At 70.3% G+C, this 12,937-nt stretch carries 12 protein-coding genes; 7 read left to right on the forward strand and 5 right to left on the reverse strand.

Features of this window, described 5'->3' with window-relative positions:
* The first annotated feature begins 72 nt into the window (after positions 1-72).
* Positions 73-1,284 carry an FAD-dependent oxidoreductase gene (locus ACUTAG_RS09310; RefSeq protein ID WP_446650093.1) on the forward strand — a complete coding sequence of 404 codons (1,212 nt, stop codon included), beginning with the start codon at positions 73-75 and terminating at the stop codon, positions 1,282-1,284.
* 46 nt (positions 1,285-1,330) lie between these two features.
* Here ACUTAG_RS09310 and ACUTAG_RS09315 read toward each other — a convergent pair whose 3' ends face one another.
* Positions 1,331-3,175 carry a methyl-accepting chemotaxis protein gene (locus ACUTAG_RS09315; protein ID WP_047991782.1) on the reverse strand — a complete coding sequence of 615 codons (1,845 nt, stop codon included), beginning with the start codon at positions 3,173-3,175 and terminating at the stop codon, positions 1,331-1,333.
* A gap of 271 nt (positions 3,176-3,446) precedes the next feature.
* Here ACUTAG_RS09315 and ACUTAG_RS09320 point away from each other — a divergent pair, with 271 nt between their 5' ends.
* The 4 genes from ACUTAG_RS09320 (at position 3,447) to ACUTAG_RS09335 (ending at position 5,885) form a co-directional block, all read left to right on the forward strand.
* A complete protein-coding gene (locus ACUTAG_RS09320; protein ID WP_446650094.1) occupies positions 3,447-4,502 on the forward strand; it encodes a sensor domain-containing diguanylate cyclase in 1,056 nt (351 codons plus the stop codon).
* A gap of 68 nt (positions 4,503-4,570) precedes the next feature.
* Positions 4,571-4,885 (forward strand): ArsR/SmtB family transcription factor, encoded by a 315-nt coding sequence (locus ACUTAG_RS09325; RefSeq protein ID WP_006384596.1) that lies wholly within the window; start codon positions 4,571-4,573, stop codon positions 4,883-4,885.
* Positions 4,882-5,241: an SRPBCC family protein gene (locus tag ACUTAG_RS09330; RefSeq protein WP_020926482.1), complete on the forward strand. Its 360-nt coding sequence runs from the start codon at positions 4,882-4,884 to the stop codon at positions 5,239-5,241. The genes ACUTAG_RS09325 and ACUTAG_RS09330 overlap by 4 nt, the downstream gene beginning before the upstream one ends.
* A gap of 38 nt (positions 5,242-5,279) precedes the next feature.
* Positions 5,280-5,885 carry an ATP-dependent Clp protease proteolytic subunit gene (locus ACUTAG_RS09335; protein WP_006384598.1) on the forward strand — a complete coding sequence of 202 codons (606 nt, stop codon included), beginning with the start codon at positions 5,280-5,282 and terminating at the stop codon, positions 5,883-5,885.
* A 63-nt stretch (positions 5,886-5,948) separates the two neighbouring features.
* Here ACUTAG_RS09335 and ACUTAG_RS09340 read toward each other — a convergent pair whose 3' ends face one another.
* Both ACUTAG_RS09340 and ACUTAG_RS09345 read right to left on the reverse strand, forming a co-directional pair.
* Positions 5,949-7,211, reverse strand: a complete 1,263-nt coding sequence (locus ACUTAG_RS09340; protein WP_446650095.1) for an MFS transporter — start codon at positions 7,209-7,211, stop codon at positions 5,949-5,951.
* 136 nt (positions 7,212-7,347) lie between these two features.
* Positions 7,348-8,301 (reverse strand): helix-turn-helix transcriptional regulator, encoded by a 954-nt coding sequence (locus ACUTAG_RS09345; RefSeq protein ID WP_026384098.1) that lies wholly within the window; start codon positions 8,299-8,301, stop codon positions 7,348-7,350.
* 93 nt (positions 8,302-8,394) lie between these two features.
* On the opposite strand from ACUTAG_RS09345, the gene ACUTAG_RS09350 reads away from it, so the two are divergent.
* Positions 8,395-9,612 carry an MFS transporter gene (locus tag ACUTAG_RS09350; protein WP_446650096.1) on the forward strand — a complete coding sequence of 406 codons (1,218 nt, stop codon included), beginning with the start codon at positions 8,395-8,397 and terminating at the stop codon, positions 9,610-9,612.
* Positions 9,613-9,647: 35 nt separating this feature from the next.
* Here ACUTAG_RS09350 and ACUTAG_RS09355 read toward each other — a convergent pair whose 3' ends face one another.
* Complete coding sequence (locus ACUTAG_RS09355) at positions 9,648-10,748, reverse strand: DJ-1/PfpI family protein (protein WP_446650097.1); 1,101 nt, start codon at positions 10,746-10,748, stop codon at positions 9,648-9,650.
* Between the two features lie 177 nt (positions 10,749-10,925).
* Here ACUTAG_RS09355 and ACUTAG_RS09360 point away from each other — a divergent pair, with 177 nt between their 5' ends.
* A complete protein-coding gene (locus ACUTAG_RS09360; protein WP_446650098.1) occupies positions 10,926-11,909 on the forward strand; it encodes a GlxA family transcriptional regulator in 984 nt (327 codons plus the stop codon).
* Here ACUTAG_RS09360 and ACUTAG_RS09365 read toward each other — a convergent pair.
* Positions 11,899-12,906 carry a Bug family tripartite tricarboxylate transporter substrate binding protein gene (locus ACUTAG_RS09365; protein WP_020926476.1) on the reverse strand — a complete coding sequence of 336 codons (1,008 nt, stop codon included), beginning with the start codon at positions 12,904-12,906 and terminating at the stop codon, positions 11,899-11,901. The two genes, ACUTAG_RS09360 and ACUTAG_RS09365, sit on opposite strands and share 11 nt — an antisense overlap.
* Positions 12,907-12,937: the final 31 nt, after the last annotated feature.

Consider the following 12,937-nt stretch of genomic DNA (forward strand, 5'->3'; position numbering starts at 1 on the left):
CATTACCGGCGGGGACGCGCTTGCGCGCAAGCTGTATGGGTGCCGGCAACGCCGGCCTGCTTCGAGGACATTATGCAGAATCTCCACGTTTCCATCATCGGCGCCGGCCTGGGCGGCCTGTGCCTGGCGCAGGGGCTGGCGCGCGCCGGCATCGACTTCGACGTCTACGAGCGCGACGCGCGCACCGACAGCCGGGTGCAGGGCTACCGCCTGCGCATCGACGCCAGCGGCCAGGCGGCTCTGGCGCACTGCCTGCCGCCGGACCTTTACGCCCTGTTCCAGCACAGTTGCTCGACCCACGACCGCCCGGGCGCCATGCTCGACGCGCAACTGCGGCCGCTGCCGCAACGCGCCTCCGCCACCTGGCGCCTGGACGACGCCGACGCCCCGCCCGACCGCTCGGCGCACCGGCAGACGCTGCGCGAGATCCTGCTGGCCGGCCTGGACGGGCGCGTGCATTTCGGCCACGGCTGCGTGGGCATGGATGACGGCGGCCCGCGCCTGGAAGGCATCCGCGCGCGGCCCGGCACGCTGGTGGTGGCCGCCGACGGCGTGCATTCGGCGCTGCGGCGCCAGCATCTGCCGCAAGCGGCGCCCGAGGACAGCGGCACGGTGACGATCTTCGGCATGGCGCCGGCCGGCAGCCTCGTGCCCGATGGCCTGCCGCCGGACCTGCGCGACGGCGCCGGCGTGGTGTTCGGCGCCGGCTACGCGCTGGTGCTGGACGCCATGAAACTGGCGGCGCTGCCGGCGCTGGCGCAACGCCTCGCGCCGGCTTGCGCGCTGACGGCGGTGCCCGGCTACCAGTACTGGGCGATCATCGGCGAGCGCAGCGCGGTGCTGGGCGCGGACGACGCCGCGATCAGCGCGAACCGGCAGGACGACACGACGACGGGCGTCCTCTGGCAACAGGCCGCGCAGCGCCTGCTGGCGCCGGTGCATCCCGCGCTGGCCGCCATGGTGGCCGCCAGCGACCCGCGCGGCATCGCGCTCAAGACCGTCTACCAGGCGCCGCCCCTGCCGCAATGGACGCAAGCCGGGCTGACTTTCCTGGGCGACGCGGTGCATGCGATGAGCCCGGCGGGCGGCCTGGGCGCCAACACCGCCCTGGCCGATGCGCAATCGCTGGCGACGCGGCTGGCGCAGGTGTGCAAAGGCCTGCCGCTGGGGCAGGCCTTGCGGGACTATGAAGCGGATCTGCGGTGGCGCGGCGACCGGGCCGTCCAACAATCGGCCGAGGCCGCCGCCCGCATCACCGGCAGGGGCCGGCGCCAACCGCGATAGCGATCGCGGCGCGTGGCGACAGGCGTCGCCACATCGGGCAAAGCGGTCAGGCGGGCAGCGCGATCCGCTCGGGCGCGGCAACCCGCAAGTTTTCCCGCAACTTGAACAGGGCCACCGTGCCGGCCAGCGCGCCGGCCTGATCGCTCAACATGGCGGACGCCGCCGCCGACTGTTCCACCAGCGCGGCGTTCTGCTGGGTGGCCTGATCCATGTCGGAAACGCTGCGGTCGATCTGGCTGATGCCCACGCTCTGCTCGGCCATGGCCCCGTGGATTTCGCTGACCAGCTTCTGCACGCGCGACACGCCTTCGACGATCTCCTGCATCGTTGAGCCGGCCGCCTGCACCCGCTCGGTGCCGCTCTTGACGTTCTGTACCGAAGCCTGGATCAGCGCGCGGATCTCCTGCGCCGAGGCGGCGCTGCGCTGCGCCAACGTGCGGACTTCGCCGGCCACCACGGCAAAGCCGCGGCCCTGCTCACCGGCGCGCGCCGCTTCCACCGCCGCGTTCAGCGCCAGGATGTTGGTCTGGAACGCAATGCCGTCGATGACGCTGATGATCTCGGTGATGCGCTCGGACGACTGCGCGATGGCGCCCATGGTGGTGACGGCATCGGTCACCACCTGGCCGCCGCGCTCGGCCGCCAGGCTGGCCTCGGTCGCCAGGCGCGTGGCGTGCTCGGCGGCCTCCTCGGTCTGGCGCACGCTGGAAGTCAATTCGGTCAGCGCCGACGAGGTTTCCTGCAACGAGCCGGCCGATACCTCGGTGCGCTGCGAGAGGTCGCGGTTGCCCATCTCGATCTCGCGCGTGGCCGAGGTCATCGAATGCACGCCGTTGCGCACGTCGAGCATCACGTGGCTGATCTTGTCGACAAAGGCGTTGAATGAAGCGGAGATCTGCGCCACTTCGTCATGGCCCACCACGGCCAGCCGGTGCGTCATGTCGCCTTCGCCCGAGCCGATGGTGTCCATCGCATCGCGCACCGCGGACAGGCGCTTGAAGGCGCGCGACGTCACCACGCTGGCCAGCACGACGGCAACCAGCGTCAGCACCACCATCGAGATCAGGGTGGCGTTGAACACCTGCGCCAGGCCCGCGGTGGCCTCGGCCTCGTCCAGCGCGATCACCAGGAACCAATCGGTGCCGGGGATGCGGCGCGCCTTGAGCAGCTTGGGCGCGTCGTTCAGGCTCAACGCCAGCGGCGCGGCGCCGTCGCGCGCCATGTCGGCCAGCACGGCCGGCGTGAGGCCGGCCGCCACGTCGGTCGACGGCTTGAGCGCCAGCTTGTCATCGACGTGCGAAATCACCTGGCCATCGGTCGCCAGCACGAACGCGGTGCTGGACGGCGTCGGCCGGATGACCTTGATGACGTCCTTGATACCGTCCAGCGCCACCGCGCCGCTGATGGCGCCGGTGGTCTGGCCGTTGCGCACGATCGGCGCGGTGAAGGCCACGTAGGGCTTGCCGGTGCCCGAATCGCCGTATGGCTTGGTCACGGCCAGCTTGCCGGCGGCCACCGCGCTCTTGTACCAGGGACGCGCGGTCGGATCATAGTCGGGCGGCGTCTGCGCGGTGGAGAAGTAGGTCTTGTCGCTCCAGCCGATACTGGTGATGGGAAAGCCGTTGGTTTCGCCCATCAGTCTGGTCAGGCCGCGCGGATCGCCCTTTTCGACCACGGCGGCGGTGGCGGTCACGGCCTGGGCCTTGTCGGCGGACCAGCGTTCGATGGCGCTGGCGTTGCCGGCGGCGATGGCGTCCAGGTCCGCGGAGATGGTCGCCATCATGTTGTCGCGCACGATCTGATAGATCGCGATGCCCGAGAGCACCAGCGCGCCGATGACGGTGAAACAGGTGATCAACAGGATCCTGTTGCGCAACGAGGTGATTTTCATGCTTGTCTTCTTACTGCAACTGCCCGTGCCGGAGGGCACGGGTATCCAGGTACGCGATAAAAGGTCCGCGCCACCCAGGCTTACGGCAAGGCGGCAAGGGACTTTAGGCCCGGCGCGCGTCGAACCCTGCGCGTACGCAAACGACATGGCGAGACAATCCCGGCAGGGCATAATGGGCGGCAAGACCGCGATGCGCGGCGTGGGATGCGTCGACGGGCCGGGCCGCCTTGGAACCGGTTTGGTCACGCCAGTGATACGCAGGGAGCTTTCGTTGGACCCGATACTCGCCGAACTGTCGGCGTCGCTGCAGGCCGCCAAGTCGGTCGAACAGTTGACCCGCCCCCTCCTGGACGTGCTCGGCGCCGTGACCGGGCTGGAATCCACCTACCTCACGTCGATCGACCCGCAGGCCGACCGGCAGCAGGTACGCTACGCGCGCAATGCCGGCACGTTACAGATTCCGAAAGGCCTGTCGGTGCCGTGGTCGGACACGCTGTGCAAGCGCGCGCTGGACGAGGGCCGCATGGCCACCAGCGACGTCGGCGCCTGCTGGCCCGACTCCGAGGCGGCGCGCCAGCTCGGCATCCAGACCTACGTCAGCGCGCCCATCCGCACCGACGACGGCCTGCTGCTGGGCACCCTGTGCGGCGCCAGCGCCAGCCAGCGGCCGATCGCGCCACAGGCCGAATCGATCCTGCGGCTTTTCTCCAATGTGATCGCCAGCTTCCTGGAACGCGAGCAGCTCGTCGCCCAACTGCGCGATGCCAACGCCAGGCTGCTGGCATTTGCGCTGACCGATCCGCTCACCGGCCTGCCCAACCGCCGCGCCCTGTACGAAGAACTGGACCGGCTGCGCGGCCGCGCCCTGCGCGAAGGCGGCAGCGTGCTGGTGGGCGTGGTCGACCTGGACGGCTTCAAGGGCATCAACGACACCCACGGCCACCAGCAGGGCGACGTCTTCCTGCAGGAAATCGCGCGACGCCTGGCAATGACGCTGCGCGCCTCCGACATGGTGGGCCGGCTGGGCGGCGACGAATTCGTGCTGATCGGCCCCGGCCCGGCCCTGGCGCGCGGCGACGCGGCGCCGGGGCACGAGGCGCAACGCGGCGACGCCGAGGAAGCCGCCCGCTCGCTGGAAGATCGCGCCGCCGCCGCCACCGTCGGCCGCTACCAGCTCGGCGAGGTCACCCTTCCGTATGAGGGCGCCAGCGTCGGCGTGGTGGCGCTGGACCCGCGCGGCCTGTCGGCCGAGGAAGCCGTGCGCCTGGCCGATGCCCGCATGTACGACATCAAGCGCGCCCGCAAGGCCGCCCGCACCATCCACTGAGCCGGACGGCCCGGGCGCAAATTCATCGGGGGCTTGCACAACACATAAGTGTTTGCTAATGTGTTGCCATGATGGAAAACGACATCTTCAAGGCCCTGGCCGACCCCACCCGCCGCGCGATCTTCGACAAGCTCGCCGCGGGCGCCATGAACGCCAGCGCGCTGCGCGCGGGCCTGGACATCAGCCAGCCCGCGGTCTCGCAACACCTGGCGGTGCTGCGCCAGGCGCGCCTGGTGCGCGAGGAACGCCAGGGGCGCTTCGTCAACTACCAGGTCGATCCGGACGGCCTGGCGCTGCTCGCCGGCTGGATGTCCAAGTACCGCGCCTACTGGCCGGCGCGCGTCGACGCCCTGAAGACACTGCTCAAGGAAATGGACCAATGACCCCCGCGGATCCCACCCGGCAGGACACGGCGCTGGTGCTCGATTACGAGCTGGACGCGCCCCCCGAGAAAGTCTGGCGCGCCATCAGCATCCCGGCGCTGCGCGAGCAATGGCTGCCGGACGGCGCGCTGGCCGACACCGAGCCGCTGGCCGCCACCCCGGGCGTCGAGGTCCGCTACCGCATGCGCGAGACGCTGCCGCCCTGCCTGGCCAGCGTGGTGACGTTCCAGCTCAGTCCCACCGCCGATGGCGGCACCCGCCTCACCATCGTCCACACCCCTGATGACGCCCGCCTGACGCAACCGGCGCCGCAGGCGGCCAACGATTCCTGGTCCGGCTTCAAGCTCGCCGCCTGACGCCCCCTTCCCTTTTCACGCAAGACAGGAGTTCGCTCATGAGCGAAACGATGCAGCTCGTCCCGATGGTGGTGGAACAGTCCGGCCGCGGGGAACGTTCGTTCGATATCTACTCGCGCCTGCTGCGCGAACGCATCATCTTCCTGAGCGGCGAAGTCAACGACGCCGTCTCGGCCCTGGTGTGCGCGCAGCTGCTGTTCCTGGAAGCCGAGAACCCCGGCAAGCCGATACACATGTACATCAACTCGCCCGGCGGCGTGATCACCAGCGGCCTGGCCATGTACGACACCATGCAGTTCATCAAATCGCCGGTGCACACGCTGTGCATGGGCACGGCGCGATCGATGGGTTCGTTCCTGCTGATGGCGGGCGAGCCCGGCAAGCGCGCCGCGCTGGCCAACGCCAGCCTGCACGTGCACCAGCCGCTGGGCGGCTTCCAGGGACAGGCCTCGGACATGCTGATCCACGCCGAGGAAATGCAGCGCACCAAGCAGCGCATCATCCGCCTGTATGCCGAACATTGCGGCCGCAGCTATGAGGACGTCGAGCGCAGCCTCGACCGCGACCGCTACATGACCGCCGAGGAAGCGGTCGAATGGGGCCTGATCGACCACGTCATGGATGCGCGCTCGGCCGGCTTCTGACGCGCCGACGCGCAAGGACGCCGCCGCGCCCGGGCGGCATGTGCCCCCGGCGTCCGCGCCCCGCTACGCGCTGGCCGCGACGCGCTGGTGGTGCGCCCGCAGCACGGCATTGGCCAGCGCCCCCAGGGCTAGCAGCACGGCCGTGCCCAGGAACACGGCCGGCATGCCGAAATGCCCGCCGATGAATCCGCCGAGCAGGGGACCCGCTACCTGGCCCGCGTACTGCGCCGAGATCGACATGCCGAGCACGTTGCCGCCGACGCCGTCTGGCACATTGTGGCGGATCACGCTGGTCACGCACGGCAGCAGCCCGCCCAGCGCCAAACCCATCAGGAAGCGCAGCGCCACCAGCTGCCAGCCGGCGGTGACGAAGGCCTGCGGCACCAGCAGCAACGCCGCCACCGCCAGCGCGCCGATGATCACGGTCCAGTGGCCGACCCGGTCGGCCAACCGGCCCAACCGCGACGCCGACAGGATGGCGCCCAGCGCCGCCGCCGACATCACCACGCCCGACACCAGCGTGACGCGGGCCGGGTCGTCCACCAGCTGGCCCACGTACACCGTGATGATCGGTTCGATCGACATGGTGGCGAACATCAGCAGCATGCCCGTCGCCAGCATCGCGGCCACCGGCCGCTTGTCGGGAATCTGGGCCCAGCCGCCGCGCCGCTTGCCTTCCTGCCTGGCGGGCTTGGCCGGGCGCGGCATCTCCTTGATCAGGAACACCGTCGCCAGGAAGGCCAGGAAGATCACGCCGCCGGCCAGAAGGAAGGTGGCGCGGATGCCGATCAACGGCGGCAGCCCGCCGCCGATCAGCGGGCCCACCAGGTTGCCCGCCATGATGCCCGCCGACAGCACGCCCAGCGCCCAGCCCGAGCGCGCCTTGGGCGCCTGCATCGCCACCAGGATGGTCGAACCCGACGCGTAGCCGCCGGCCAGGCCCACCAGCAGCCGCAACAGCACCAGCTGCCACACGCTCTGCACCATGCCGGTCAGCGACATACAGATCGCCATGCCAAACGACGCGCGCACCAGCATCAGCTTGCGCCCGTAGCGGTCGCCCAGCCGGCCCCACAGGGGCGCGACCAGCGCCGCGGCGAAGAAGGTGGCGCCATAGGCCACGCCCGACCACTGCACGATGGCGGCGTGACCCTGCACGCCCAGTTCCTCCACGTACAGCGGCAGGAACGGCAGCAGCAGCGTCATCGCCACGATGGTGCTGAACGAACCGGCGAAACAGACGGCCAGGTTGCGCCGCCAATGGATGTTCCCGGCCGACGCGGCCGCATCGGCGTCGGCGCGTTCCGGGGAGGTGGACGATGTCATGGAAAAAAGCCTCGGGGTGTCGGGCGCGAAGTCGGTGAACGGGGATTGTTGCCAGCCTCGCTCCACGCAGCAAGGCCAGCCGCGATACCGGTATTGCCGCTACCCCCCAAGCCGGCGCGGCGCGACCGGGCCGCGCCTATTGCGCAGCGCCGCGCAGCCAGGCCTTGGGCGTGGCGCCGCGATGCGCCTTGAAGGCCTTGATGAAGTGGCTGAGGCTGGAAAACCCGATGCTGTATGCGGTTTCGGTAACCGAGCAGCCGCGCCGCAACAGGCCGGCGGCCGCGTCCATCCTGGCTTGCAGCAGGCAGCCATGCACCGATTGCCCGTAGAGCGACATGAAGCCCGCCTGCAACCGTTTTTCGCTCAGCCCCACGGCCTGCGCCAGCTGGCGCACGCTGCCGCAATCGGCGTATTCGTGCTGGATGCGGCGATGGGCCTCGGCCAGCCGCCTGCGGTCCGCGGGCGGCGGCTGGTCGGCCGCGCCGCGGCCGGCCAGGTGCGCCAGGGTCAGGGCCAGCGCCTCCTGGGCCTTGCCCTGCAGATACAGCGCGGCGACCTCGCCACGATCCTGGCTCCAGGCCAGGATCTCGCCGGCCACGCGCGCCAGGCCGGGCCACAGCGGCAGCGTCGCCAGTTGGGCGTCGCGCGCCGGCACGCTGCCATCGGCCGCGAACGCGGCGGACGGCACCTGGCGCAAGGTGCGCCACCACAGGGCGCGCATGGCTTCGCTAGAAAAACGGATATCGACCACGCGGATGTCGCGCCGGCCCTTGAATTCGTCCCAGCCCGGCACCGGTTCGACCGTGCCGTGCAGGATGACGCTGCCCGGCTGGATGCGCAGGGCCGTGCCGCCCTCGAAGCCCAGGCCGAACTGGCCTTGCAGCACGATCGCCACGCCCACGCTGGACTCGGCCGCGCCGCTGGCGGCCCAGTCCGATTCGGGCCGGCCGTCCAGGCAGCCGATCGAGATGCCGCCCGGCAGTTCGTGCTGGGAGCGGATCCTGAGCCAGTCCGGCGGCAGCAGGCGCAGCAGGTCCTGCACGCTGAGCGGCGCGCCGCGGTCCGGGGCAAGACGGGGCTGAGAGGCCATTTTGTTCCAATTCCGCAATTTCCGGCGCGGATTCGCTAGCGCGGCCGCCGCCAGGCCTGGATGATAACAATTTTCATCCTCATCCAGTCTTTCATGACACCTACGCCAGACCCCGTCCGCCGCCCGAACGAGACCGCCGCCCTGTTCGTCTTCAATACCCTGTGCCTGACCGCCATCATGGCCTTCATGCCCGTGATCGGCCCGGTGGTGCGCGGCCTGCGGCTGGCCGAATGGCATGGCGGGCTGGTGGTCACCGTGGCCGGCGTGCTGTGGATGCTGATGGCGCGCTACTGGGGCGGCCGCAGCGACCGCGTCGGCCGCCGCCGCGTGCTGCTGCGCGCCGCCGCCGGCTACATCGTCAGCTACCTGCTGCTGGCCATCGGCCTGGACCTGATGCTGCGCGAGCCGCCGCCGGCATGGCTGGCGCTGTTGGCGCTGATGGCGCTGCGCGCCCTGCTCGGCGCCTTCTACGCCGCCATGCCCACCGTCAGCGCCGCGCGCATCGCCGACATCACCGCGCCGGAGCAGCGCGGCGCCATGATGGCCAGGCTGGGCGCGGCCAACGGCCTGGGCATGGTGCTGGGGCCCGCCATCGGCGGCCTGCTGGTCAAGGACAGCCTGACGCTGCCGCTCTACATCGCCGCCGTGCTGCCCTTGCTGGGCACGCTGTGGCTGGCCGCGAAACTGCCGTCCGACGCCGCGCACGAACCGCGCGTCACGCCGCCGCTCAAGCTGAGCGACCGGCGCCTGCGCCTGCCGCTGGCCGCCATGCTGCTGGCCATGAGCGCGGTCATCACCGCGCAGATGATCGTCGGCTTCTATGCCATGGACGCGCTGCGCCAGGAGCCCGGCCCCGCGGCACGGACGGCCGGATGGGCCATGACCACCGTCGGCATCATGCTGATCCTGGTGCAGGTGGGACTGGCCAAGGCGCGGCGCATGAACGCGGCTCGCTGCCTGGCGGGCGGCGCCCTGCTGTCCGGCGTCGGCTTCCTGCTGGTGCCGGTGCTGGGCGGCGCCGGAGGGCTGGTGGCGTGCTATGCCATCATGGCCGCCGGCATGGGGCTGGTGTTCCCGTCGATCCAGACCCTGGCGGCCAACGCCGTCACGGCCGACGAACAAGGCATCGCCGCCGGCTCGGTGATCGCCGTGCAGGGCATGGCGATGGTGGTGGCGCCGCTGGTATGCACGTTGCTGTACGGCGTGCGCCCATGGATGCCCTACGTGGTCGCCGCCAGCCTGTTGCTGCTGGTGGCGCTGGCGGCGGCGGTCCAGCCGCGCCAACCGCTGTCGGCCCGGACGATGCCGTAGGCGGCGCATCGCGGTCCCTCCGGCGGCGCCCCCAATCAGGGTTCCCTCATGGGATATTCCAACTGCAGCGCCACGAAGCCGGCGGTGGCGCGTCCGTAGCGCGCGCTCATGCCACGCAGAATCCCGTCCAGCAACGGCGTGGGAGTCGGCGCCAGCGTGTTGTCCATGGGCAGCGACGGCATGTCCGCTGACGACACCTGGTCGGGCAGATAGGCCAGGCCGCTGGCCAGCCTTACGGGGCCCGGCTCGGAGGCCACCCCGACCACCGAGGTCCTGTAGCTGCGGGCATAGGCATCGGCAGTCAGGGCCAGCCGCAGATCGTCCGTACCCGCTGTCAGCCGCGCCTGCAGCGTCTCGTGCCGCCAGAAGGCCGTTGCATTGCGCGCCGCGGTGTAGATATGGCGCGGCCCGAGCTGAAAGTCCTGGCCCGGATGGGCATCGTCCCAGTGCGCCTGGCCCAGTTCGAGCGCCACCGTTTGCGCGCGCGGCCGGCCGGCCAGGGTCTCGACCAGCGCCAACGACACGGGAATCGAAGCACTGACGCCCGTGGTGGTCACCACCCCGCCGTCCGCGATGTAGCGGCGATCCTGGCGCCAGCGCACCGCCGGAAAGTCGCGCGCCAGCGTCGAGCGCGAATACCAATGCGAGACCGCCTGACGGCCGTCCAGCAAGCCGGCCCGCGCCAGTACCCACACCCCGTCGCAAATGCCGATGACAACGGCGCCCTTGCCGGCCTGCGCGCGCACCCAGGCCGACAGCCGCGGATCCGCGTCTTCGTGCACGGCCGGCACGATCACGTAGTCGGCGCCGTCCGGGTAATGCGCGTCGAACGCGGCGATGTCGGCATCCGGCTGTGCCCGCAGGGCGGGAAAGAACCGTATTGGTCCGGGATCCAGGGCCAGCGCCCAGACCTCCGCGGCGCCCGAGCGCTTGAGCACCGCGTAGGGCACCACGAAGTCGGTCAGCTCGGTGTTGGCGTTATGGCCGATCACCGCGACACGCGGCAGGCGGCCCGCCGCGGCAGGCCGCGCAGCGGTCAGTGGCCCGGCCTGCCCGCGCGGTGATGGCGGCGCGGGCACCCCGCCAGGATCGCGCCACACCGACCAGGCCGCGGCGACGGCCACGGTCGTTAACACGCATACCAGACCCGCTCGCCACCATCCGACCGCCATGAACCACCCTTTTCCGCAACGAGGCCACGCCCCAATTCCGACAGCCTAGCGATAGCGTACGCTCGGCAGCAATGACAGAATTCGGTCATTTTCTGCCATCCGGCCGCGTTAAGATGCCGGCATTGCCACTTTGCCTTCCCCATGCCGCGACACTCCGCCGCCGGCAGGCCCCGCCTGGTCGCCATCGTCGTCTATCCCACGGTGCAGCACCTGGACGTGGCCGGCCCCGCCGACGTCTTCTCCATGGCCAGCGCGCTGGGCCTGGACGCACGGTATCGCGTCGCCCTCCTGTCGGCCCGGGGCGGACCGGTCACGCTGTCCAATGGCCTGACGCTGCAGACCGAGGCAGTGGCTGGCATCGACCCGGCCACGGTCGATACATTGATCATCGCCGGCGGCGAGCGCGAAGGGCTGATGCAGGCCGCCGTTGACGAAACCCTGCGCGCGTGGGTCGGCCAGGCCGGCACGCGGACGCGGCGCCTGGCTTCGGTGTGCACCGGCGCCTTCCTGCTGGCCCATTGGGGCATGCTGGCCGGCCGGCGCGTGGCAACGCATTGGGCTTCGGCGCAATTGCTGGCGCGCCACTTCCATGGCTTGCAGGTGGAGCCGGAGGCGCTCTACGTTCAGGACGACCGATTCTGGACCTCGGGCGGCGTCACTGCCGGCATCGACATGTGCCTGGCCATGGTCGAACAGGACGCGGGCCGCTGGCTGGCGGCGCGAGTGGCAAGGCAGCTGAACCTGGCGCTGCGGCGCAGCGGCAACCAGGTGCAATACTCGACGATCCTCGAGGGGCAGGCCGGCGCCTACGGCGAACTGGTCGATTGGCTGCGCGACCATCTGGCCGAAGCCATCGATGTCGAACGCATGGCATCACTGGCCGGCCAGGCGCCACGCACCTTCCATCGCGGCTTCACGCGCGACACCGGCTATACGCCACGGGCTTTTCTCGAGGCGCTACGGCTCGAAGCGGTGCGCGCGGGGCTGGACGCGGGCCAGCCGCTCAAGCGCCTGGCGCGGGCTGCCGGGTTTCGGTCGGAAACGCAGCTGGCCAAGGCGTTCCAACGCCGCTACGGCCTCAGCCCGTCGCAGTATCGGGGCGGTGTGGCCCCCGTCATTCCGTGATGTGGATGTTGGCCTGGTCGATGATGACCTGGTAGCGCTTCATCTCGGCATCGATGAACCTGGCGAACGCCGCCGAGTTCTTCACCGACGGCTCGAAGCCCAGCCCGTTCAGTTGTTCGACGATCTTCGGGCTGGCCATCACCTTGGCCGACACCGCCTCCAGCTTGCGCAGCACCGGTTCAGGCAGGTTGGCCGGCCCCCACACGCCGTACCAGGAATAGAACTCGAAGTTCTTCTGGCCCTGCTCCTTCATGGTGGCAAGGTCCGGCAGCAGGGGGCTGCGGTCGGCGCCGGTCAGCGCCACCGCCTTGAGCTTGCCGGCGCGCACCATCGGCAGCGACGACAGCATCGGGTCGATCAGCCCCTGCACCTGGCCGCCGACCAGGTCCGACAGCGCCGGGCCGCCGCCGCGATACAGCACGATGGGAATCTGCTCCAGGCCGTTTTCATGCAGGAACGAGGCCGCGGCCAGGTGGCCGGCCGAGCCGAAACCGGTGGTGGCGAAGGAATACTTCTGCGGCTCGGCCTTGAGCAGCTTGACCAGGTCCTGCACGTTGTCGGCCGGCACCTTGGGGTTGACGCTGAAGATCAGCGCGCCCTGCGCCAGTTCGCTGATGGGCGTGAAATCCTTGACCGAATCGAACTTGATGGTCTTTTTGTACAGCAGCGGATTGATCGCGTGGATGGACGCATTCAGGTACAGCGTGTAGCCATCGGGCGCCGCGCGCGCCACATAGGCGGCGCCGATCATGCCCGAGGCACCGGCGCGGTTTTCCACCACCACCGACTGGCCCAGTTCCTTGCCCAGTTGCTCGGCGTACAGGCGCGCCACGCCGTCGACGGAACCGCCCGGCGGATGCGGCACCACCAGCGTGATGGGGCGCTGCGGATAGCTGTCGGCGGCCAGCGCGGCGGCGGTGGTAGTGAGGCCCAACGCCAGCAGGGCGGCGCTGAACAGCCGCTTGAGCGGCGCGGGGCGGGACGGGCAATGGAACATGGTGGGGTCTCTCTTGGCGATGACGCATCCG

This window comes from Achromobacter sp. CSND-B12 (assembly GCF_052906545.1).

Coding starts and splice junctions, on each gene's coding strand:
- ACUTAG_RS09310 (WP_446650093.1), top strand. CDS start 73: ATGCAGAATCTCCACGTTTCCATCATCGGCGCCGGCCTGGGCGGCCTG.
- ACUTAG_RS09315 (WP_047991782.1), bottom strand. CDS start 3,175: ATGAAAATCACCTCGTTGCGCAACAGGATCCTGTTGATCACCTGTTTC.
- ACUTAG_RS09325 (WP_006384596.1), top strand. CDS start 4,571: ATGATGGAAAACGACATCTTCAAGGCCCTGGCCGACCCCACCCGCCGC.
- ACUTAG_RS09330 (WP_020926482.1), top strand. CDS start 4,882: ATGACCCCCGCGGATCCCACCCGGCAGGACACGGCGCTGGTGCTCGAT.
- ACUTAG_RS09335 (WP_006384598.1), top strand. CDS start 5,280: ATGAGCGAAACGATGCAGCTCGTCCCGATGGTGGTGGAACAGTCCGGC.
- ACUTAG_RS09340 (WP_446650095.1), bottom strand. CDS start 7,211: ATGACATCGTCCACCTCCCCGGAACGCGCCGACGCCGATGCGGCCGCG.
- ACUTAG_RS09345 (WP_026384098.1), bottom strand. CDS start 8,301: ATGGCCTCTCAGCCCCGTCTTGCCCCGGACCGCGGCGCGCCGCTCAGC.
- ACUTAG_RS09350 (WP_446650096.1), top strand. CDS start 8,395: ATGACACCTACGCCAGACCCCGTCCGCCGCCCGAACGAGACCGCCGCC.
- ACUTAG_RS09360 (WP_446650098.1), top strand. CDS start 10,926: ATGCCGCGACACTCCGCCGCCGGCAGGCCCCGCCTGGTCGCCATCGTC.
- ACUTAG_RS09365 (WP_020926476.1), bottom strand. CDS start 12,906: ATGTTCCATTGCCCGTCCCGCCCCGCGCCGCTCAAGCGGCTGTTCAGC.